Consider the following 19,148-nt stretch of genomic DNA (forward strand, 5'->3'; position numbering starts at 1 on the left):
ATGCCCCCCGCGCCGTCTCCAGGACAGCCACCTCGACCGCGGGATCGGAGAGCACCACCCGGGCGCTGTCCGGGCCTGTCGTGTCCCCTTCCAGAACCCGTTCTCCGCCGATCCAGACCCCGCTGGTCGTCGTCATCCCCACCGTCCGGCCCGTGGCCGCCAGGACATGAGCGATGAGGCGGGTCGTCGTCGTCTTTCCGTTGGTGCCGGTGATGGACACGATGGGGATGCGGCCGTCGGCCCCGTTCGGGAACAGGGATTCGACGATGCGTTCCCCGACGGCCCGGGGCGATCCGTAGGAAGGGTGCTCATGCATGCGAATGCCGGGCGCAGCGTTCACCTCGATGACTGTGCACCCGTTTCGGTCGCAGGGGGCTTCTGGGCGGGCGACGACCATATCGATGCCGCACACGTCCAGCCCGATGATACGGGCGATGCGTTCGGCCAGCCGAACGTAGGATTCATGCACGTCGCCCGTCACGTCGATGGCCTCGCCCCCGGTGGACAGGTTGGCGCTGGCGCGCAGCAACACCTCCTGCCCCGGCGCGGGGACCGAGGATAGGGACAGGTGCTGTCGGCGCAGGGTAGACATCACCACGGCGTCGACCTGGATGCGCGTCAGAGGCTTTTCGTGCCCCATTCCGCGGAGAGGATGGGCATTGGCCAGTTCAATCAACTCCTGCACCGTGTGCAGTCCGTCGCCAAACACACGAGCCGGAATGCGCTCGCTGGCGGCGGCGAATCGTCCGTCGACCACTAAAAAGCGGATGTTCCGCCCCTGTACGTACCGCTCGACAAGGACGCGCGGTGAAATGGTCCTGGCGATCTCGTACGCCTCCCGCACCTCCTGTTCCGACTGGAGGTTCAGGCTCACCCCGCGCCCCTGATTTCCGTTGAACGGTTTGACGACCACCGGCGGGCCCATCCGCCGCAGGGCCGCCACAGCGCCCTCGGCGTCTTCCGCCAACTCCCCATCCGGGACGGGGATGCCCGCCGCGGCCAGCAGGCGTTTCGTCAGCTCCTTGTCGCAGGCGATGTCCACTGAGACCGCCGAGGTCCGCTCCGTGACGGTCGCCTCGACGAGTTTCCGGTGCTTGCCGTAACCGAGCTGAATCAGGCTGCCCTCGTTTAACCGTCGGACGGGGATGTTGCGCCGGTGCGCCGCCTCCACGATAGCCCGAGTGCTGGGCCCCAGTTCCGTCCGGGCCAGGATGCGCTCCGCCTCAACCAACACAGCGTCCAGGGACGGCGACACACCCTGTAACAGGTCCTCGACCAAACCGATGGCCGCCTGCAAGAGATAATGCTGACAGGCATACGCCTTGCATTCCATCACAATGTCGTACAGCCCTGGTCCGCCAGCGTACACCGTGCGGCCGAAGTGCACATCGACGCCGGCCAGGCAGGCCAATTCAATGGCCACGTGCTCCACGATGTGGCCGAAGTACGTCCCTCCGTACAGCCGCTCCACGAAGCCGCCCGGCGCTCCCTTCGCGCAGTGGTGCTCCCGCAGCCCCGGCAGGGTGCGCAACAGCCGGTCGGGGAACCCCGGAAACTCATAACTCTCCCGTTCTGTCAACCCTTCCAGGTCAACACGGGCAATCATGACCGGTTTGTAGATATAGATGTTCGGGCCATCCAAGTGGCGTACCGAGACGATGTTCATTCCGTCAACTCCTTGCCCTCGTTCGACTGCCACCGCTCCCAATGAACGATCGGTTCCCGCGTGCGCAAGTGGAACCCATACCCCTCGGGGAGAATGTGCAGCTTCACCCCGCACAGCGCCAACGCCTCGTCGTACCGGACCCGGTCCAAGTTGGAGTGCGTCATCGCGCCGGCGTCGACGACGCTGACGGCTCCCCGCCCGAGCACCCGGAACGCCTGGCCCTCGACGACGATGGCCGTGTCCTCGTCGATTCCGAGCCCCAAGTGATGCGGGTACTGGGAGACCGCGGACAGTAGGCGCCCCAAACGGCCGCGTTGGGCGAAGTGCTGGTCGATGACGACACCATCCAGAAACTCCATACCGGGAGCCATCTGAACGACGCTGATGCGGGGATTGGTCTGTGGCTCCCCGTCGACGATCATCGTGCTGGACATCATGGACGCACCTGCACTGGTGCCCGCCAGCACCGTCCCGCCGCCCAGCGCGTCGTGAAGCACCGCGTCGATGCGCGTCCCGCCGAGCAGCTTGGTGATGCGCATCTGGTCCCCGCCCGTGAAAAAGATGCACGTCGCGTCCCGAATCATCTCGACGGCGCTGTCGCGGTTCGCAGATTTGCGGTCGGAGACGTCGAAAGTTCGCACATCGCGCGCACCGAGGCGCTTGAACACCTCCACGTAATCCATCCCGACCTCAATCGGCAACTCGGTGGCCACTGTGATCACGAGCACGCGGGCCTCCGTGCCGCCGCCGAGCCGGATCACCTCACGCAGGATTTTGCACTCGCCTTGTTTATCCTCATTCCCGCCGATGATGACGAGCGTGCCGGATCTCCGGCGCAAAACCGTCCCCCCTACCCGCGGCCGCGTGATACGGCGGCAGGTGTTCTCTCCGCTTTCCGGAGGATGGAAAAACCGTCCTTATCATGCATCAGGCCCAAACGGGTTATTCGGAGGGGTCGCGCGGGCGTTTCGCTACGTTTGTGCTGCGCAAGACACTTCGCGAAACGCCCGCGAACCTGACGACGGGGGGTGGGGCACGGCGCGAAGCGGCTTGCAAAGCAGAAGCCGAGCGCCGCGACGCACCCCACGCAAAAACGGCCGGGAGTCTCCCGGCCGGGGCCGCAGCTCGGTGGTCGTCCGGTTAAAGACGGTCCGTCCCCTGTTGCGCCAAGGCACGTTCTGCAATTTCGATCGCGCGTTTCACCATGTTGCCGGCGTCACGCGTGGTGATGCCGCCCCATCCCTCGCGTTGGACGGTGTCGTAAAACCCCAGCTCTTTCGCCAGCTCGATCTTCATCGCTTCCGACATGGTGCCTCCACGTCTCGCCATCGCAAACCGCCTCCTCGGGTTCTGCGGCCCACATACAGGTTGTGCACCCGTGGTTCCCTCCAATCAGGATATGGTTGGCATGCACGTACGGGCGTGTCGCTCCACTCCTGCGCTGACGCGAGCCGTTCCGCGACACGCCCGCACGGCGCACGCCCAAACCCCTTTTAACGGTGGTGCGTTGCGCGAAGCGTCTCGCGTTAGCGCAAGAAGCGTAGCGCAACGCACCAACGGTACCACGCCCATACGATGAAAACAGAAAGACGGCCGCAAGGCCGTCCAGATATTCATTCTCCGTGGAATTATGACTGTGTGTAGGTCACGCGGACCTGGTCTCCGTTGCGGTACACCATCAATTCGACGGATTCCGTCAAAACGTCCGCATAGCTGTAGGACACCCGTTTAAAAGAACCGTCGGGCGGGTCCAATTTCACCACGAACACAGACGGGTATGTCTCTTCCAAAACCCCCGTCCGCTCGATGGTCTTTCGGCGGCCACCGTTGGCCCTCAATAACACCCTTTCGCCAATCAGGCCGTCCAGGCTGCGCTTGATCTCGTGGAGCGCATTCCGTGCCAACACACACCACCTCTTTCCACACGGTATTGTACCACGTGGATAGGCGGGTGTCAATAAAGGTTTATAATTATAACAACGCATGTTTTTCGTTGTCAATGGGTATCCCTAACGGTTGCGCATCGGACTGCCCCGGCGAATACGCGGTGTCATAGGGCGCAAGGCGGTCTAATACAATGATTTCGGCAGCCCCAGACGGTATTTTCCGCGTGACTCGAGGCCGCCGATGCCGTCGGTTCCCGTATAGGTGGAGCGGACCACATCATAGACATTGACCGTTTCGTTGATCGGCGTGTAGGCGATCTTTTCCGCGATGAACACCGGATCGAGCGCGTGGATCATAATGCGTTGCGGTGAACTCGCAAAATTCGCTCCCGCCTCCAGAATGGCTTCAAAATGGGATTGGCAGGCGCCCGCGATAATGATGAGATCGTCCATACTGCGCACGCAACGGCGGGCGCCCTCGACCGCTTTGACGAAATGGCAGGAATTGCGGTAGTTATACAGATCCGACCAGTCCTTGCCCTTTTTGATCACCCCGTCGTGGCCGGTGATGATGAGGATGTCGGGGGCGTACTTCTCCAACAATCCGGCGATCACGTTCGGCATCTGCGGCTCCGGCACATGTTGCCCAATCGCCCGGATCCCGAGTTCTCTGTACATGTGGAGACACTTCTGGAGGTATGTTCCATCTCCGTCCAAATGAAGAACCCGCCCGGGCCGTTCAAAAAAATCGGGGTTCGACTGAAACCGGGCTTCTTTGCGGAGTGCGCGCTTTTCCCACTCCATCGCGCGCCGCGACTGGACGAGGCGGAGACACTCGCTCTCCACCCGGTTGCGGTTGGCCTCAAACCGCTTCATCTCCTCTTCGGAAACCGCCTCCAGGTCGTCGAACGGTGCGTCAGCCATCAAGCGGACGTCGAGTCCTTTCAAAATGGCGGTGGCCGACGGTTCATCCACCTCGACGACCACGAAACACAGGTCGTGTCCGTAGGACTTTCGAGTCACAATGTCACCGGGTTTCCACAAGGCGCGCCCCTCCTCGAGACATTCGTCGCTCCCATAGCATACGTCCCGCCGGAGAGGGGCGTGACGGGAACCGGGACGACCGCCCAGCCCACGTGCCATGGGGAGCAAGGGGGATACAAATGGCCGTACCATTGTGCGCCATTGTGCCGGTTCGAAACGAGGCCGACCGCATCGGCAACGCCCTGGCCCAGATGCACCGGGCGGGCGTCCGCAGAGGGATCATTGTCGTGAACGGAAGCCGGGACGGAAGTGCCGCCGCTGCGAAGAAGGCTCTGGCACGGCTGCGCTGGGAAGCCCGGGTGATCGATTTGAAACCCGCCCTCGGCCCGGATGTCCCGCGCGCCGTCGGCACCTACGTGGCGATGCGGACCTTTCCCGACACCGGTTGGTTTTTGCACGTGGACGGGGATTGGGGCGGAGGGTTCGGTCCGATGCTGCAGGAATGGTTAGCTCGCGCCACGGTGAGCCGCGCCCAGATGGTATTTGTCGGGCGGCCGGCGGTCGTCGCCCGGATGGCGAATCGGCGTACCCCGCCCGCCACACGGCCGGATCTTTGGCTTTGGCACCGGGCGCTGAGAAGCCGCTGGCCGCAGTGGATGGACGTGTCTCCGGCGGAGAGCCCGTGGTTGATCCACCGGCGTGCGTTTCTCGACCTCTCTCCGTTCTGGCTGCACCATCCCGGCCAATGGTTCGCACGCTGCGTGCTCGCGTCCGGCCCGGACCTGCGCCTGGCCGTCGTGCGCGGTTGGGATGCCCGGCTCACTGGGAATCGCACGCGCGATCGCCTGCACGCCGAGCGGATGCGCGAGACACTATGGGGAGACGCAATAGAAGGGTACTGCCTGTTGACGGGGCGGAGGCCGACTCGCCGCTGGCAGGGGGTTTGGTGGGACGGGTACCACTCCCAGCGCCGTGTGGATATCCTCCGCCGCATCGGTGCCTCATGGAACCTAGAAAGGGCATGAACCCGTCAATTCTTGGTGTATCGGTCGGCGACCTTGGACGCGCCGAACGCATCGGGTTTGATGCGCGCGTCGTATCCGTTCTGCGTGATCCACGCGACGATTTCCCGCACCCACTGCTTGGTGGGCCCCCGCTCCCCGACGTCGAGGTGCACCTCCAACCGGCAGTCCCCGCCCAGCTTGTTCAACTCTTCCGACAGCAAACCGCCGACCTGGAGTGAGTACGAAGCCTCCGTGAACATGCGCTGGCGCAAGGAATAGATGTGCTCCTGTTGCTCCCGATGGATGTAATAGCGGGCCCCCTTGCCGACATGGTGGACAATGACGGCTGTGACGAAGGTCACGTGGCGCCGCCCGGGTTTGGGCTGGGAGTCCGTGCCCACCATCACCCGGAACTCATCCTGGGGATATTGGGCCACCAGCGTTCGAACGTCCTCCGTGACCTGTTTCAGCGTCAGGGTGCCGCGGCTCGGGCTGTCAAACGTCCACATGGATCACAGCTCCTTTGCCAGAACCGCTTGCGTATCGCTTGGCTATCAGTATATACCGTCCGCCGCGTTTCCGCCTCCTCGGGCGGACCGGTAACTTCAGCCTTCAGCCATCCCCGCGGCCCGCCGGGACGGATGCGACGGCTTCCGCCAGCCGTGCGAACTCCTCCAGGCTGAGGGTCTCCCCGCGCCGTCCGGGATCAATCCTGGCCTCTTCCAGCGCCGCGAGGCATCCTTCGCGCTGCAGCGGGAGCTGGCCGGTCAGGGCGTTGAGGAGCGTCTTGCGGCGGGTGGCGAAGGCGGCTCGGATCACCCGGAAGAACAGCCGTTCGTCCCGGACCTCGACCGCTGGCCTGAGTCGGCGACGCAGCCGGACGACCATGGACTCGACGTTGGGGGGCGGCAGGAACGCCCCGGGGCTGACCCGGCAGACCGGCTCCACGATGGCCCGGTACTGGACGGCGAGAGTCAGCGCCCCGTAGGCCTTGCCGCCGGGCTGGGCGGACAGCCGGTCCGCCACCTCGCGTTGCACCATGATCACCATGGTGTCGAAGCGCACCCCCGACTCCAGGACGTGAAACAGGATCGGCGTGGTGACGTAGTACGGCAGGTTGGCGACCACGGCGACCCGGGCGCAGTCGTCAAAGCGGTGCCACAGGTCCTCCAGGTCCAACTCGAGCACGTCGGCGAAGCGCACCTCGACATTGTCACACCCCGCCAGGGCGCGAGACAGCACCCCGCGAAGCCGCTCGTCCTTCTCCACGCACACCACCCGGTGGACGCGCGCGGCCAGGCGCTGCGTGACGACGCCAGCGCCCGGTCCGATCTCAAAGGCGCCGTCGGAGGCCTCCACCTCCGCCGCGTCGACGATCCGTTGGAGCACCCGTTCGTCGATCAAAAAATTCTGCCCCAGCTGTTTCTTGAACCGAAATCCGTGTTCGGCCAACAGCGCCTTCAACTCACTGGGCTTCGCCGCGTCCACGCGGGTCTCCATGCCGGTCCTCCTCCGACGCCAACGCCGCCAAGGCGGCATCCCACTCCGCCCGGGTGACGCCTAACGCGTTGAGTTTTTTCAGAAACGACTTGGCATTGGCGTATCCGATACCGAGTATCTCCCCCACCCGCCGGCGCCGAAACGCGGCCAGGGGGTGTTGGGTCAGCCCTGCGTCCGCCAGGTCGGTGAGATGGAACACCGGTTCTGGTCGCGCGTGGGTGCGCTCAGGGCGCGCCGCCAGCACCGCGTCCCGGATGGCTGCGGGATCGGCGTGCTCGACGCCGATGCGACCGTGTCCACGGGCCTTCGATCGGGGCACGTGCGCGTGCTTGCAACCAGGCACCGCCTCGGCGACCCTCCGGCGAATGCGCTCCCCGGGACCGTCCGGGTCTGTGAGGAGGATGACGCCGCGGTGCTGGCTGGCCCTGCGCAACTCCGCCAGCGTCCGCCGGGCGACGCGATCGCCCCCGAGCACCCACACGTCGGCATCGAGCGCCCGGTCCACCGCCTGTTTGTCGTGCCATCCCTCGACGACGACGATCTCGCGGATGCGCACCCGCTCGGTGGTGACGGAAGGGCCTTCCCCGCACCGCGTCATTCCGTCACCCGCCTGAACAGGCGAAGGGCATTGCGCGTCGTGATGGCCGCCATCTCCTCGAGCGGGAGGCCGCGGACCTCCGCCAGCTTCTCTGCGACGAGGCGCACGCGCTCCGGTTCGTTGCGCTTGCCGCGGAAGGGATGGGGGGACAGGTACGGCGAATCGGTCTCCACCACCAGCGCATCCAGCGGCACCCCGGCCGCCCCCTGTCGCACATCCTCCGCGTTCTTGAACGTCAGGGGTCCCCCGTACGAGATCAAAAAGCCGCAGCGCACACAGCGCATCGCCGTCTCCAGGTCACCCGTAAAACAGTGCATGACGCCGGTAACCCCGGCCGCGCCCGTTTCGAGGATGTGGACCACGTCCTCCGTGGCGTCCCGGTTGTGGACGACGACCGGCAGCCCCAGCTCGCGCGCCAGGTCGATCTGTGCCTGAAACACCTGCTTCTGCACCTCGCGCGGCGCCACATCCCAGTAATAGTCCAGCCCGATCTCACCGATGGCCACGACCTTCGGATGCGCGGCCAACCGCCGAATGCCGTCGAGCATCTCCGGCCGGTACTCGGCGAGGGACTCGGGATGCACACCGACCGCCGCGTACACCCCTTCATACCGCTCGGCCAGGGCGATGGCCGCCTGACTGGTCTCCAGGTCGACCCCGGGGACGACGAAGTGGCGCACACCCGCCGTGCGGGCGCGCGCCACCACCTCGTCCAGGTCGTCCCGGAACCGCTCGTCGAACAGATGGCAGTGGGTGTCGAACAGCATCACTTCACCACGGCTCCGTTGGGCATGAAGTCAGGCACCGTCACCAGCTGCAACTGGTCATCCGTCGACGCTGCCAGGATCATCCCGTAGGATTCCACCCCGCGCAGTTTCACCGGCTTCAGGTTGACCACGACCACCACCTTCTTGCCGACCAGCTCCTCCGGTTGGAAGTGCTTGGCGATGCCGGAGACGATCTGGCGCGTCTCCGCCCCCAGGTCCACCTCCAGGCGCAGCAGTTTGTCGGCATTCGGGATCCGCTCCGCCGCGCGAATTTGGCCGACGCGCAGCTCGACCTGATCAAACACGTCGATGCCGATGGTGTCCTTCGTCTGCACTCCCGCCGGGGCTTGCGTCTCCACCGTTTGTCCCTCCTGCCTTGCTCTCTCACGCCCGTCTTCGCCAGCCCCCGCATCCGCCCGGGGCTCGGTCTGGTCTTTCGCGGCCGGGGCCGCTCCGCGCGTCAAGCCGGCCAGCGCCTCCAACTCCTGTTCGACGTCGAGGCGCGGGAACAATGGCGGCCGTTGCTCGACTTCGCTGCCTCCGATGCTGGCGCCGAACCGATGCGTGCTGTCCCACGTGCGGTGCTCCGGCGAGATCCCGTATTGATCCAGCACCTGTACCCCCGCACGCGGGATGAACGGCTGCACCCACACGCTGACCAGCCGGATGGTCTCGGCCACCGTGTACATCACCGTGCGCAGCCGCTCCTCGTCGCCCTGTTTGTGCAGGGCCCACGGCGCCATATCGTCGATGTACTTGTTGGCCGCCCGCACGAGCCTCCAGATGTCGGCCAGCGCCACGGAGAACTGCATTTGGTCCATGTGCTGCTCCACGTCCCGCACCGTCTGCTCCGCCAGCTCCGCGAGCTCCAGCTCCGCCTGGGTGCGCGGCCCCGGCTGGGGGATGCGGCCGCCGAGGAAACGGTGCAGCATCGCCGCCGTGCGGTGCACGAGGTTGCCGAAGTCGTTGGCGAGATCGAAATTCAGCCGCTCCACCAGCGCCTCCGGCGTAAACACGCCGTCCTGCCCGAACGGGATCTCCCGCAGCAGGAAGTAGCGGATGGCGTCGCTGCCGTAGCGGTCGATGAGCAATTTTGGATCGATCACGTTGCCCTTCGACTTGCTCATCTTGCCGTCTTTCATGAGCAAGAACCCGTGGCCGTACACCTTCTTCGGCAGCGGCAGGCCGAGCGCCATCAGGATGATGGGCCAGTAGATGACGTGGAAGCGGACGATCTCCTTGCCGACGAAGTGCACGTCGGCCGGCCAGTACTTCTCGAACTTCGCGCGCAGCGCCGGATCGTCCGAACCGTAGCCGATGGCGGTAATGTAGTTGGTCAGGGCGTCCAGCCACACGTAGACCACGTGTTTCGGATCGCGCCGCACCGGAATGCCCCAGTCGAACGACGTGCGCGACACGCACAGGTCCTTCAGACCAGGCTTGATGAAGTTGTTGATCATCTCGTTCTTGCGCGACTCCGGCTGGATGAAATCCGGGTGCTCCTCGTAGTACTGCAGCAGGCGGTCGACGTACTTGCTCATCCGGAAGAAGTAGCTCTCCTCCGAGACGAACTGCACCTCGCGGCCGCAGTCCGGGCACTTGCCATCCACCAGCTCACGTTCGGCCCAGAACGACTCGCACGGGGTGCAGTACCAGCCCTCGTAATCGCTCAGGTAGATGTCCCCCTGATCGATCAGCCGCTCGAAGATCTCCTCGACCACCTTCGTGTGCCTCGATTCGGTGGTGCGGATGAAATCGTCGTACGAGATATCGAGCTTGTCCCACAGGTCTTTGATCCACGCGATGATCTCGTCCAAGAACTGCATGACGGGCTTGCCCGCTTCCTGAGCGCGCAGCTGGATCTTCTGTCCATGCTCGTCCGTGCCCGTCAGGTACATCACATCGTACCCGCGCAGGCGCTTGTACCGGGCCAGCGCATCGGCCGCCACGGTGGTGTAGGAGTGGCCGATGTGCAACTTATCGTTTGGATAGTAAATCGGCGTCGTGATATAAAACGTCGGTTTCGCCATGACAGTCCCCCCATCCGCAAGGCCCCTGCGAGTGCTGTCCAAAAGGCGCCGCATTCACGCCCTCGCCCGTTGCGCGGGCATTTCACGAAGTGACTTGCGCAGCACAAACGGAGTGAAATGCCCGCGCAACGCCAAACGCCAAAAAACTCGCCCCTTTCGGGGCGAGCGCCGCCTGCACGTGTGATCCGCTGCCCGGAAACTTTGCTTCAATATAGCAACTCCATCCGGGGGTGTCAACTCGCTACAGGATTTTGCTGAGAAACGCCTGCGTCCGCTCCTCCTTCGGATTCGCAAACAGTTCCTGCGGCTTGCCCTCCTCGACGATCACGCCGCCGTCCATAAACAGCACCCGGTCGCCCACCTCGCGGGCGAATCCCATTTCGTGCGTGACGACGACCATCGTCATGCCCTCGCGCGCCAGGTCCTTCATCACCTGCAGGACCTCGCCGACCATCTCCGGATCGAGCGCCGATGTGGGCTCGTCGAACAACATCACCGACGGCTTCATCGCGAGCGCCCGCGCGATAGCGACGCGCTGCTGCTGGCCGCCCGACAGCTCATCGGGGAAGCTGTGCGCCTTATCGCGCAACCCCACCTTGTCGAGCAGTTCGTACGCCTGTTGTTCGCTCTCCTCCCGGGAACGCTTGAGCACCTTGCGCGGCCCGATGGTGATGTTGTCGAGCACCGTCAGGTGGTGGAACAGGTTGAACCGTTGGAACACCATGCCGACGCGCTGGCGCAGCTTGGTGATGTCCACCTTTGGATCGGTCAGTTCCACGCCATCGATCACGATGCGGCCACTGGTCACCGTCTCCAATCCGTTCAAGCAGCGGAGAAACGTGCTCTTGCCGCTGCCGGAAGGGCCGATGACGACCACGACCTCCTGCGGATCCACATGAGTGGTGACACCCTTCAACACTTCCAGCCGGCCGAACGACTTGTGCAGATTCTCAACGCTTATCAATCTGCAACCTCCTCTCCAGGTACGCGGCCAACCGCGTGATGAGGAAGATCACCACGAAGTACATCAGGGCGACGATCAGCCACATGGAGAACGCGTTGAAATAGACCGAGATGACCTCCTGCGCGGAGTAGACCAACTCCGTGATGGCGATGGGCGCCAACAGGGAGGTGTCTTTCACCGTCTGCGCAAATTGATTGACGAGCGGCGGGATCATGCGCTTGAACGCCTGGGGGAGGATGATGTAGCGCATGGTCTGGTAGCGGGACATGCCGATGCTGGCCGCCGCCTCCCACTGCCCGCGGTCGACGCCGAGGATGCCGGCGCGGATGATCTCGGTGATGTACGCGCCTTCGTTGAGGGCGAGGCCGACGGCGCCGGCCACCAGCGGATACGTCTGGGGGCCGAACCATTTGTTCAAGGGGAGTACTGCGGGCAGACCGAGCGCGATGAAAAACAGCTGCACCAACAGCGGCGTACCCCGGAACAGTTCGACGTAGACGGTCGCGAGCCAACGCGCCGGCGCGAACCGGGCCAGTTTCATCAGCGCGGCGATGAGGCCAATCACGGTACCCAAGAGAATGGCGATAACGGAAAACTCAACTGTGCTCAGGAAACCGGCCCAGATCTGCGGCCACTGCTCCCAGATGTGGCTCATTCCCTGCACCTCCTGCACAAAGGTGGCGTAGCCGGAGCCCTGCTACGCCACCCGTGTTGTCCTGTTGCCGTACGACGCGTTGGCTCAGCTGTCGAGCGCGACTTCGTCCGGCGTCTTCACGCCGTTGACCAAGCCGGCCTTGTCGCCGCCGAGGTACTTGTCGAACAGCTTCTCATAGGTGCCGTCCTGCTGCAGTTTCTGCAGGCCATCGTTGATCTTCTTCAGGAGATCCGGCTTCTCCTTGGTCACCGCGATGCCGTAGTACTCGCCGGTCAAGAGGCCGCCGACGATCTCCACGTCGTTATGCTGGTTCTTGAAGTTGATGTTGACCGGGTTGTCGAACACCACGGCGTCCGCGCCACCCGACTCCAGCGCGCTGTAGGCTTGGTCGATGTTGTCGAACTGCTTGATGTTCGTGATCCCGTTTTTCTTCAGCAGGTCCACAGAGGAGGTGCCTTTCTTGGTCGCGACCACCTTGTTCTTCAGGTCGTCCAAGCCCTTGATGTTGGAGCCTTTCTTCACCAGGATGGAAAGACCGGATTTGTAGTACGCGTTCGAGAAGTTGACCTTCTCCATGCGGCTCTTCTTGATGGTGAACCCGGCCACCGCGACGTCCACCTGGTCCGCCTGCAGGGCGGGGATCAAGCCTTCGAACGGCATCGTCTTGATCTGCTCGATCTTCAGGTTCTCCACCTGAGCGATATCCTGGACCAGCTCGATGTCAAAACCCTGCACCTGGCCGCCCTGCATGGACTCGAACGGAGGGAAGGTGGTGTCCGCGCCCACGAGAATCGTCTCTTGTTGTGTACCTTGACCCGCCGTCGCGTTCTGGGTTCCGTTGCCCGCCGGGCTCGCCGCGTTTCCACCGCTAGCGCCGCATCCGGCAAGCGCGGCGCCCGCCAACAACAGGGCCGCCCACATTGTCCCCTTCTTCATGGATAACCCCCCAATCCTTCCTAATTGGCAACCGAATCCGCTTTCACAGTTTATATGAATCCACTCACGAACACAACAGGATACCGTATCCAGTCCGGTAAAATCTGTCCGGTCCAGCGTGCGACCCGGGAAGAGAAATTTGCCCAAATCACAACAAACTCAACCATGCCTCTTGCAAAACACGCCTGATCGTGTATAGTTAGGTAAAATTCAAGTTTTTGCATGCGATGATAGCGACTCCCTATCATGCCAGCATGCAAAGCCCGCTTCTGCGGGAGACGACACAGAAAAAAAGACAACCATTTTATCTTTATCGCGGGGGTGCTGTGCAGTGAAATCTACAGGGATTGTGCGCAAGGTGGACGAGCTGGGACGCGTGGTGATTCCCATCGAACTGCGCCGGACGTTGGGCATTGGCGAGAAGGACGCGTTGGAGATCTACGTGGACGGTGACCGGATCATCCTCAAGAAGTATGAGCCGGCTTGCATCTTCTGCGGCAACGCCGACGAGATCATCCATTTCAAGGGGAAGAACATCTGTCCCGCCTGTATCGCCGAGATGAAGTCCTGACGGCGGCGATGCGCGGCTGACCGCGCCAGGGGGAAGGGGAATTCGAGTTCGCAACGAGAATCGGCAACACGGGCTGGTCCAACACGGGCCAGCCCTTTTACATCAACGTTCAAGTGTCGCATGATACAGGTCTTTCCGCCGAACGCCCGTCTGCCCGGAAACGGCCCGAACCGCGGCCGCATGCGACATCCCCTGCGCCATCGCCTGCCGCACGAGGGCGGCGGCATTCTCCAGCGGATCGACCGGCGCCGCTGCCCCGTCCGGCCCCAAACCACCGGCGGCCACAGATGGACCGGCCTTTATGGATGCGCCGGCGGCAGACGCCGTCGCACCGCTCGCCGGATCGGTGTCCTGCACGGGTGAGCGCCATCCCGTGCCGGCCGGGGCAGGCTCAAGGACCAGCACGTACTCGCCGCGCGGCGGTTCCTCCTCGAGATGCCGGGCGAGCTCCGCTGGCATTCCCGTCAGAAATGACTCGTGGCGCTTCGTCAACTCCTTGGCGAGGACCACCCGGCGCTCCGGCCACAATTCGTCCAACAGGCGCAGCGTCTTGATCAGCCGGTGAGGCGCTTCGTACAGCACCAGGGCCCCCGGCGTGCCGGCGTAGAGGCGCAGCACGTCGAGCGCCTGGGTCCGGCCGCGCGGCAGAAAGCCGAGGAACGTGAACGGCTGCACCGGGAATCCGCTTCCCGTCAGCGCGGCAAGCACCGCGCTGGCACCCGGCACCGGGATGACCGGCACGCCGTGCTCGATGGCCAGCGCGACGGCGTCGTCCCCTGGATCGGAGACCCCCGGGGTCCCCGCATCCGTGACGAGCGCCACCGTTTTGCCCTCTTGCCACCAGCGGATCAGGTCGTCCGCCCGCTGGCGCCGGTTGTGCTCATGATAGCTGACCAGCAGGCGGGGGTGGATGTCGTAGTGTGACAACAGCTTTCGGGTGTGACGCGTATCCTCCGCCGCGATCACGTCGGCGGATCGCAGCGTCTCCACCAGGCGGAAACTGGCGTCCGCCAGGTTGCCGATGGGCGTGCTGCAGACATACAGCCTGGGTCCCTCCCCGGAAAAGCTCCTTCGGATCTGCACGCCATCCCCTCCTTCCGCCCGCAGGTACGTGGCAGGTGCGCAAAAGCCCGCCCCCTCTGCGGGACGGGCCCCTGGGTACTCACTTCTCCAGAATCGACATGCAGAACAGACACTCGCCTTCGGTTCGAAGGCTGCCGTATTTCACGTTGCAGATATGGAAGCCTTCCTGATAGATGCGCAGCAGATTATCATACCCCTCCTCTGGAGAACCGCCTGCTTCACGCAAGCGGGCATTCTCCTGGGACAGGCGCTGATTTTCCTCTATCAGTTCGAGGATTTTCTGGCGCAGGACACCCAGTTCCTCGTAGAGTTCACCGATTCGCTCCTCCAGGTTCGCCACCTGCACGAACAGCGAGTGTTTGTCCATACGCGTTCTCCCGGTCCACGGCCCGGGGCCGCCTCAGTGCGACGAGGCGACGCCCTGGTCCTGGTAGGTGTCGTTCTCGAACTTCAGGCAGCACATCAACCTTCCGCACAGACCGGAGATTTTCGTGGGATTGAGGGACAGGCTCTGGTCCTTGGCCATGCGGATGGAGACCGGATCGAACTCACCCATCCACGTGCTGCAGCACAACAGTCGGCCACAGGGCCCGATCCCGCCGAGGATCTTGGCCTCGTCCCGGACGCCGATCTGGCGCAACTCAATGCGGACCCGGAACACAGAGGCAAGGTCCCGGACCAACTCCCGAAAATCCACCCGCCCCTCGGCGGTGAAGTAGAAGATCAATTTGTTGCGGTCGAACGTATACTCGGCGTCGACCAGTTTCATCTCCAACTGGTGGGACGCCACCTTGTCACGGAACACCTGCATCGCAGCTTTGGCGCGGCGCCGGTTCTCCGCGACGGTCTCGGCATCTTTGGCATCCGCGACGCGGATGACCTGCTTCAGTGGCAGCACCACGTCCTCCTCCGCCACGGACTTGTTGCCCACCACCACCTCGCCGTACTCAATGCCCCGCGCCGTCTCCACGATGACATGATCCCCGCGCCGGAGGGTCAAAGGACCCGGATCAAAGTAATATATCTTGCCCGCCGTCTTAAAGCGGACGCCGATGACCGTATACACTGGCAAAAACCTCCTGGAGTCGAACACACATGCGCTCCGCGTTGAGCGTAGCGGCGACGTGCGAGCGTGTCCGCACTCTCGTCTCCAGCACCACCGCGATGGCCTTGGCCAGTTCGGCCACGTTTGTCATGCTCGACTGCTCTTTCAACTGCGCACGGTATTCGCCAAACCGAATGTGGCGGTCGTCCCCCGCGCAGGTGTGCATCAGGTCTCGCAGCCACATCGCCAGGACATACAGCGCGTCGGAGAATTCGGCATCCTCCGCCGCCCGAACAAGCCGGTCGGCCAGGATGACTGCCGGCTCGGCGCCCTTCAACAGGGTCTCCGTCCATTGTATCACCGGCTCAATCAGGCTGGCAAACCGGGGATCTCCCTCCGGGTCCGCTCCCTCCTCGGCCGGAATGGCGTCGTCCCAAGGTGCCGAACCGGCCGGCGGAAGGGGGAACAGGAAACAGCGAGATCGAATGGTGGGCAGAACCCGCCGGACGCTCCCTGCGGTCAACAGGGCGATCACGGAGGGCCACGGTTCCTCCAACGTCTTCAGGAGCCGGTTGGCCGCCACGGGCGTCATCTCGTCCACGCCGTGCACGACGTAGACCACGCGCCCGCCCGCGTGGGCGCGCAGTTTCAGTCGCTCCTGCAATGCCTCCACCTGGCCCGTCTTAACCGCGGTACCTTCTCGGTCGAGCGCATACAGATCGGGGTGGTTGCCCGACTCGAATTGAATGCATGCGGCGCACTGGCCGCAGGGGGCCGGCTCCCCGGTGCAGAGGAGCATTTGAGACAGAAAATTCACAAATCGACGGTTCTGGCTCGCTTCCCCCACGAACAGCATGGCGTGCGGCACACGTCCCGACGCGATGTCCTCCCGCAGCCGGCCCAGCAGGTCGGTCTGAATCGGCCACTCAGACAACGGGACAACCCGGCGTGTGGCGCCGGCTTCAGAAGTGTTCAAAGCGCTCCACATCCAACACAAACACGGTGGCCCCGCCGACCTGCACGCTGACCGGGTACGGGATGAACGACTCCATCTGATTGCCCATCGGCGCCATCGGTGTCACGACCTGTTCGCGCGATCGGCAACTCTGGCGGATGATGTCCAACACCTCTTCCAACCGGTCCTCCTCGGTGCCGATCATGAACGTGGTGTTGCCTGCGTGCAAAAACCCGCCGGTGCTCGCCAGTTTGGTGGCGCGCACCCCGGCCTTGACGAGATTCTGAGCCAGCCGCGGGCTGTCCTTGTCCTGGACGACCGCCATGACCATCTTCATCCCACACACCACCTTTTTCCGCGGATGGGTTGACCATTCGCGATTACAGTTTCTTCTCCACGCGGGACCAGATCTCCTGCTCCAGGGCCTGCGCGTCCCGGGTGCCGTCCAGGACGACGATGCGCTCCGGTTCCGCCGCCGCGATGCGCAAGAACGCGTCCCTGACAAGATTAAAGTATTCATCCCCGCGTTGTTCGATGCGATCCGCCTGTCCGCGCCCCGCCTGCACACGCCCGCGGCTGACCGCCACCGGCACGTCGAGGAGAAACGTCAGGTCCGGCTTCAGCCCGCCTGTGGCAAACCGGTTCACCGCGGCCACCGCGTCCATCCCGAGACCCAGCCCTTCGCCCTGGTACGCGAGACTGGCGTCGACGTAGCGGTCGCAGAGCACCACGTCCCCCCGGGCGAGAGCTGGCCGCACCCGTTCCCATAGCAGTTGCGCCCGCGAGGCCGCGTACAGCAGGGCCTCGGTGCGCGGGGCAATGTCCCGGCGTGCCGGATCGAGCAGAAGCGCCCGCAGCGCATCGCCGAGCGGTGTCCCACCCGGTTCCCGGGTGCACATCACCCGCCTGCCGGAGGCTTCCAAACGGGCCCGCAAGCGTTCAATCTGCGTGCTCTTCCCCGCGCCATCCAACCCTTCAAACGTGATGAACACCTGCGACCCCTCCTTCCTGCAGCACAGGGATGTTCCCCGCCGCGTCCACGCCGTGCACCTCGTACTCAGTCTCCAACAGCGCCGACAGGGCGGCGCACAGCTCTTCGTCCAGCGATTGCCCCGGCAGGACCACCGGCACCCCCGGCGGATACGGCGTGATGAGCCCCGCGGCCACACGTCCCGCGGCCGTTCCCACCGGCACCCACGTCCGAGGAGCGAAAAACACCTCGCGCGGCGCGGCGGCCAGAGGAGCGGCGCTGTGCGCCATCAGCCGGACCAGCGGCGATGCCAGGCCGGCGTCCGAACCCGCGGCCGACACTTCTGCCGCCGGCCGGCCGCCGGGCGAAGGACCGACGAGCGACGGCCTGGCCGGCGGAGCCACCCCGGTCAGTGCGTCGAGATACCTTCCGACACCCACGGGTTCAGCCGCCAATCCGAATACGCTGAGCACCCCCAGGGGATCGGCGTATTCCACCCAAATGCCCGCATCCTGCAGTGCGGCCTGCACGCGCTGGCTCGCCGCCATCCCGCCAGTCGGCAGGAAGTGGCGCAGCGGATCGTCCAGGCGGTGATGCGGATACGCCTGCCACACGGCCTCCATCGCCGCCACCGCACTGGCAGCCGCATCCGCCCCCTCCGTGCGCAGCCACAGCTGGGCCGCGTCCAAGGATGCCAGCAACAGATACGACGGACTCGTGGTCTGCAGCGCGGAGAGCGCCTCGGCCACGGCCACGCGGTCCACCCGCCGCCCCTGGCCGAGCACCCAGGCCGTCTGCGTCAACCCGGGCAGCATCTTGTGCACGCTCTGCACCACCACATCCGCACCTTCCTGGATGCTGTGCGGCGGCAGTTCCGGCACCAGCCCGAAATGCGCCCCGTGCGCCTCGTCCACAATCAGAGGCACCCCGTGCTGATGCGCCACCTCCGCCAGCTCACGCACTTGGGCGCGCACCCCTGCGTAGGTAGGCGAAGTGACGTACACGGCCCGGATCCCCTGCGCATCCTCCAACACCCGCGCCACCTCGGCCGGGGCCGGCGGGCGAACCACCTGACGCCCGGCGTCCCATGCGCCCGGGATCAGCACCGGTTCGGCACCCGCGACCACCAGGCCCCGCCACGCGCTCTGGTGGAAAGGACCGGCGAACACCACCTTGCCGCCCGGTGCCGCTGCGAGCAATGCGGCCATCACACCCGCGGTCGATCCGTTGACGCTGAACAGACACCATTCCGCCCCGTAGTGTGCCGCCGCCAGGGCCTCCGAACGCAAGATGCACCCCTCGGCGCGGTGGAGGTTGTCCAAACCGGGCAACTCGGTTAAATCGATCTTCGCCGCTGCCCCCAGCCACGGAGACAGCCTCCCGGGCAACAGCCGGCCCTGTTTGTGACCCGGGACGAACAGCGGCAGCCGAATTCGGCCTGCCATCCGGACGAGCGCCGCCAACAGCGGCGCTTCCGCTTCATCCCACCCGGGCTTTCCGTCCGTGACAACGGTTCCGATCAATCTTAACCCCC

At 64.4% G+C, this 19,148-nt stretch carries 20 protein-coding genes and 2 pseudogenes; 2 read left to right on the forward strand and 20 right to left on the reverse strand.

From position 1 onward, the window contains the following. Positions 1 to 73 precede the first annotated feature (73 nt). The 5 genes and pseudogenes from N687_RS21030 to yabG form a co-directional block, all read right to left on the reverse strand. Positions 74 to 1,666, reverse strand: a pseudogene (locus tag N687_RS21030) (cyanophycin synthetase family protein); the annotation flags it as partial. Then, on the reverse strand, positions 1,663 to 2,505 hold the full coding sequence (locus N687_RS0111250; RefSeq protein ID WP_029421948.1) for a cyanophycinase: 843 nt from the start codon (positions 2,503 to 2,505) through the stop codon (positions 1,663 to 1,665). The pseudogene N687_RS21030 and the gene N687_RS0111250, both read right to left, overlap by 4 nt. Positions 2,506 to 2,806: 301 nt before the next feature. Beyond that, complete coding sequence (locus N687_RS0111255) at positions 2,807 to 2,995, reverse strand: small, acid-soluble spore protein, alpha/beta type (RefSeq protein WP_029421949.1); 189 nt, start codon at positions 2,993 to 2,995, stop codon at positions 2,807 to 2,809. Between the two features lie 299 nt (positions 2,996 to 3,294). Continuing rightward, entirely contained in the window at positions 3,295 to 3,570 is a 276-nt protein-coding gene (gene veg, locus N687_RS0111260) for a biofilm formation stimulator Veg (protein WP_029421950.1), read from the reverse strand. A gap of 165 nt (positions 3,571 to 3,735) precedes the next feature. Further along, on the reverse strand, positions 3,736 to 4,596 hold the full coding sequence (gene yabG, locus N687_RS0111265; RefSeq protein ID WP_029421951.1) for a sporulation peptidase YabG: 861 nt from the start codon (positions 4,594 to 4,596) through the stop codon (positions 3,736 to 3,738). A gap of 119 nt (positions 4,597 to 4,715) precedes the next feature. Between yabG and N687_RS22220 the strand changes: the two genes are divergently transcribed. Continuing rightward, entirely contained in the window at positions 4,716 to 5,561 is an 846-nt protein-coding gene (locus N687_RS22220; protein ID WP_029421952.1) for a glycosyltransferase, read from the forward strand. A 5-nt stretch (positions 5,562 to 5,566) separates the two neighbouring features. Here the strand turns inward: N687_RS22220 and N687_RS0111275 are convergent, their stop codons facing one another. From N687_RS0111275 to N687_RS0111310, 8 genes are all read right to left on the reverse strand, one after another. Continuing rightward, a complete protein-coding gene (locus N687_RS0111275) occupies positions 5,567 to 6,049 on the reverse strand; it encodes a ribonuclease H-like YkuK family protein (protein WP_029421953.1) in 483 nt (160 codons plus the stop codon). Between the two features lie 103 nt (positions 6,050 to 6,152). After that, the gene (rsmA, locus tag N687_RS0111280) at positions 6,153 to 7,040 is read right to left on the reverse strand and encodes a 16S rRNA (adenine(1518)-N(6)/adenine(1519)-N(6))-dimethyltransferase RsmA (protein ID WP_029421954.1); all 888 of its coding nucleotides are present in this window, start codon (positions 7,038 to 7,040) and stop codon (positions 6,153 to 6,155) included. After that, entirely contained in the window at positions 7,006 to 7,638 is a 633-nt protein-coding gene (locus N687_RS0111285; protein ID WP_051663170.1) for a toprim domain-containing protein, read from the reverse strand. Before N687_RS0111285 ends, rsmA begins: the two co-directional genes overlap by 35 nt. Then, on the reverse strand, positions 7,635 to 8,405 hold the full coding sequence (locus N687_RS0111290; protein WP_029421956.1) for a TatD family hydrolase: 771 nt from the start codon (positions 8,403 to 8,405) through the stop codon (positions 7,635 to 7,637). The genes N687_RS0111285 and N687_RS0111290 overlap by 4 nt, the downstream gene beginning before the upstream one ends. Beyond that, entirely contained in the window at positions 8,405 to 10,435 is a 2,031-nt protein-coding gene (gene metG, locus N687_RS0111295) for a methionine--tRNA ligase (protein WP_029421957.1), read from the reverse strand. The genes N687_RS0111290 and metG overlap by 1 nt, the downstream gene beginning before the upstream one ends. 241 nt (positions 10,436 to 10,676) lie before the next feature. After that, complete coding sequence (locus N687_RS0111300) at positions 10,677 to 11,399, reverse strand: amino acid ABC transporter ATP-binding protein (RefSeq protein WP_029421958.1); 723 nt, start codon at positions 11,397 to 11,399, stop codon at positions 10,677 to 10,679. Then, entirely contained in the window at positions 11,386 to 12,054 is a 669-nt protein-coding gene (locus N687_RS0111305) for an amino acid ABC transporter permease (protein WP_029421959.1), read from the reverse strand. The genes N687_RS0111300 and N687_RS0111305 overlap by 14 nt, the downstream gene beginning before the upstream one ends. Positions 12,055 to 12,138: 84 nt before the next feature. Continuing rightward, complete coding sequence (locus tag N687_RS0111310) at positions 12,139 to 12,990, reverse strand: basic amino acid ABC transporter substrate-binding protein (RefSeq protein ID WP_029421960.1); 852 nt, start codon at positions 12,988 to 12,990, stop codon at positions 12,139 to 12,141. A 331-nt stretch (positions 12,991 to 13,321) separates the two neighbouring features. Here N687_RS0111310 and N687_RS0111315 point away from each other — a divergent pair, with 331 nt between their 5' ends. Beyond that, positions 13,322 to 13,561, forward strand: coding sequence for an AbrB/MazE/SpoVT family DNA-binding domain-containing protein (locus N687_RS0111315; protein ID WP_029421961.1), 240 nt, complete (start codon positions 13,322 to 13,324; stop codon positions 13,559 to 13,561). A 102-nt stretch (positions 13,562 to 13,663) separates the two neighbouring features. Here the strand turns inward: N687_RS0111315 and rsmI are convergent, their stop codons facing one another. The 7 genes and pseudogenes from rsmI to N687_RS0111350 form a co-directional block, all read right to left on the reverse strand. Next, complete coding sequence (rsmI, locus tag N687_RS0111320; RefSeq protein WP_051663172.1) at positions 13,664 to 14,644, reverse strand: 16S rRNA (cytidine(1402)-2'-O)-methyltransferase; 981 nt, start codon at positions 14,642 to 14,644, stop codon at positions 13,664 to 13,666. 79 nt (positions 14,645 to 14,723) lie between these two features. Continuing rightward, positions 14,724 to 15,011, reverse strand: a complete 288-nt coding sequence (locus N687_RS24780) for an initiation-control protein YabA (RefSeq protein WP_029421963.1) — start codon at positions 15,009 to 15,011, stop codon at positions 14,724 to 14,726. Positions 15,012 to 15,071: 60 nt separating this feature from the next. Further along, positions 15,072 to 15,710, reverse strand: a pseudogene (locus N687_RS0111330) (PSP1 domain-containing protein); the annotation flags it as partial. Further along, positions 15,682 to 16,665, reverse strand: a complete 984-nt coding sequence (locus N687_RS0111335) for an ATP-binding protein (RefSeq protein WP_051663173.1) — start codon at positions 16,663 to 16,665, stop codon at positions 15,682 to 15,684. The gene N687_RS0111335 and the pseudogene N687_RS0111330, both read right to left, overlap by 29 nt. Beyond that, entirely contained in the window at positions 16,652 to 16,981 is a 330-nt protein-coding gene (locus N687_RS0111340) for a cyclic-di-AMP receptor (RefSeq protein ID WP_029421966.1), read from the reverse strand. Before N687_RS0111340 ends, N687_RS0111335 begins: the two co-directional genes overlap by 14 nt. Before the next feature lie 43 nt (positions 16,982 to 17,024). Further along, positions 17,025 to 17,636: a dTMP kinase gene (tmk, locus tag N687_RS0111345; RefSeq protein WP_231493459.1), complete on the reverse strand. Its 612-nt coding sequence runs from the start codon at positions 17,634 to 17,636 to the stop codon at positions 17,025 to 17,027. Further along, on the reverse strand, positions 17,620 to 19,137 hold the full coding sequence (locus N687_RS0111350; RefSeq protein ID WP_051663174.1) for an aminotransferase class I/II-fold pyridoxal phosphate-dependent enzyme: 1,518 nt from the start codon (positions 19,135 to 19,137) through the stop codon (positions 17,620 to 17,622). Before N687_RS0111350 ends, tmk begins: the two co-directional genes overlap by 17 nt. Between the last annotated feature and the right edge of the window lie 11 nt (positions 19,138 to 19,148).

Source organism: Alicyclobacillus macrosporangiidus CPP55 (genome assembly GCF_000702485.1).
Classification (GTDB): Bacteria; Bacillota; Bacilli; order Alicyclobacillales; family Alicyclobacillaceae; genus Alicyclobacillus_H; species Alicyclobacillus_H macrosporangiidus_B.